The organism is Azospirillum brasilense, from assembly GCF_008365405.1.
Lineage (GTDB): Bacteria > Pseudomonadota > Alphaproteobacteria > Azospirillales > Azospirillaceae > Azospirillum > Azospirillum brasilense_D.
Genome location: NZ_QOKV01000067.1, coordinates 1 through 2,009 on the forward strand (window position 1 = coordinate 1; position 2,009 = coordinate 2,009).

Annotated in this window: 2 protein-coding genes and 1 pseudogene; all 3 read left to right on the top strand. The window is 65.9% G+C overall.

The features are described 5' to 3' along the window. Window positions 1-234, top strand: a pseudogene (locus DS837_RS31735) (TRAP transporter substrate-binding protein); the annotation flags it as partial. A gap of 73 nt (window positions 235-307) precedes the next feature. Beyond that, window positions 308-847, top strand: coding sequence for a TRAP transporter small permease (locus tag DS837_RS31740; protein ID WP_149168388.1), 540 nt, complete (start codon window positions 308-310; stop codon window positions 845-847). Beyond that, on the top strand, window positions 838-2,009 hold a 1,172-nt coding region (locus DS837_RS31745), incomplete at its 3' end, for a TRAP transporter large permease (RefSeq protein WP_149168389.1). The genes DS837_RS31740 and DS837_RS31745, both read left to right, overlap by 10 nt.

Below are 2,009 nucleotides of genomic sequence, written 5' to 3' on the forward strand. Positions count from 1 at the left end.
AAGGACGACCAGGCCGCCATCCGCAAGGCCGCCAAGGACTCCGTCCCTTACATGCGCAAGCTGTGGGACGAGCGTGAGTTGAAGTCCAAGGACGTCGTCGTGAAGGCCGGCGCCCAGATCGTCGAGGTCACGAACAAGCAGGAGTTCATCGACGCGATGGCTCCCGTCTACAAGCAGTTCGCGAGCACGCCGAAGCTGGACAGCCTCGTCAAGCGCATCCAGGACACGAAGTAAGCACAGTCGAACGCGGCGCTTCCCTTCGGCAGACCGAAGGGCGGCGCCGCGTCCTTTGAGGGGAGCAGGCGGCATGGAAATCGAGCTGCAAGCAATGGACCATAGCCCTCCGCGCAGCGCGGGCCTGCTCACGCGGGTGAACGCGCGGCTGGCGCGGTCGGGGATGTGCGTGGCGATGGTCGGCCTGATGGCCATCGTCTGTGTGGTGTTCTATCAGGTCTTCGGCCGCTACGTGCTGAACGACTCGCCGACCTGGGCGGAGAGCCTGGCCATCGTGCTGGTCCTCTACGTCACCCTCATCGGCGCCGCCGTCGGCGTCCGCGACGCCGGCCACATCGGCCTGGAATCCTTCCTCGTCATGCTGCCCGACGTCATCCGCCGCAAGGTCGAGATCGTCATCTACGCCCTCGTCGGCGTCTTCGGCGCCTGCATGGCCTACAACGGCTGGGTGCTCGGCACCTCCGTCGCCTCCTATTACATCCCCAACCTGCACGTCTCCGAAGCCGTCCGCTACATCCCGCTCGTGCTCTCCGGCGTCCTGATCGTGCTTTTCGCCATCGAACACGTCGTCGCCATCATCCGCGGCGAGGAGGTCGCACCATCATGGAACTGACCATTCTCGCCGTCACCTTCTTCGGCTTCCTCGTCCTGGGCATCCCGGTCGCCTTCGCCATCGGCCTGTCGGCGCTCTGCACCATCCTCTACGAGGGCCTCCCCGTCGCCGTCATCTTCCAGCAGATGATGTCCGGCATGAACGTCTTCTCCTTCCTCGCCATCCCCTTCTTCGTCTTCTCCGGCGAGCTGATGCTCCACGGCGGTGTGGCCGACAAGATCGTCGCCACCGCCAAGAACATGGTCGGCCACATCCGCGGCGGCCTCGGCATGTCCAACGTCGTCGCCTGCACCCTGTTCGGCGGCGTCGCCGGCTCCCCCGTCGCCGACGTCTCGGCCATGGGCGCGGTGATGATCCCGATGATGAAGCGCGAGGGCTACCACGCCGACTACGCCGTCAACGTCACCACCCACGCCGCCCTGGTCGGCGCGCTGATGCCGACCAGCCACAACATGATCATCTACGCGCTGGCCGCCGGCGGCAAAGCCTCCATCGGCGCGCTGATCGCGGCGGGCATCGTCCCCGCCCTGCTGCTCATGGTCAGCAACCTGGGTGCGGCCTACTACGTCGCGGTCAAGCGCGGCTACCCCGCCGGCACCTTCCCGGGCTGGGCCATCCTGGGCCGCTCCTTCGCCGCCGCCGCACCGGGCCTGCTCATCGTCGTCATCATCCTGGCCGGCATCACGTCCGGCGTCTTCACCGCCACCGAGTCCGCCTCCATCGCGGTGATCTACGCGCTGCTGCTCACCACCTTCGTCTACCGCACGCTGACCTGGGACCATTTCCTGGCCGCCGCCGCCAAGACGGTCAAGACGACCGGCGTCGTCCTGCTGCTGATCGGCGTCTCCACGATGTTCCAGTACATCATGGGCCTCTATCAGGTGGCCGAGATCACCGGCGAGCTGATGGCCGGCATCTCGACCAACCCGCTGGTCATCTTCCTGCTGATCAACATCATCCTGTTCCTGCTCGGCACCTTCATGGACATGGCGAGCACGATCCTGATCTGCACGCCGATCTTCCTGCCCATCGCCATGCAGTACGGCATGGACCCGGTGCAGTTCGGCATCGTCATGCTGATCAACTGCGCGCTCGGCCTCAACACCCCGCCGGTCGGCACCACCCAGTTCATCGGCTGCGCCATCGGCGAGGTCTCGGTCGG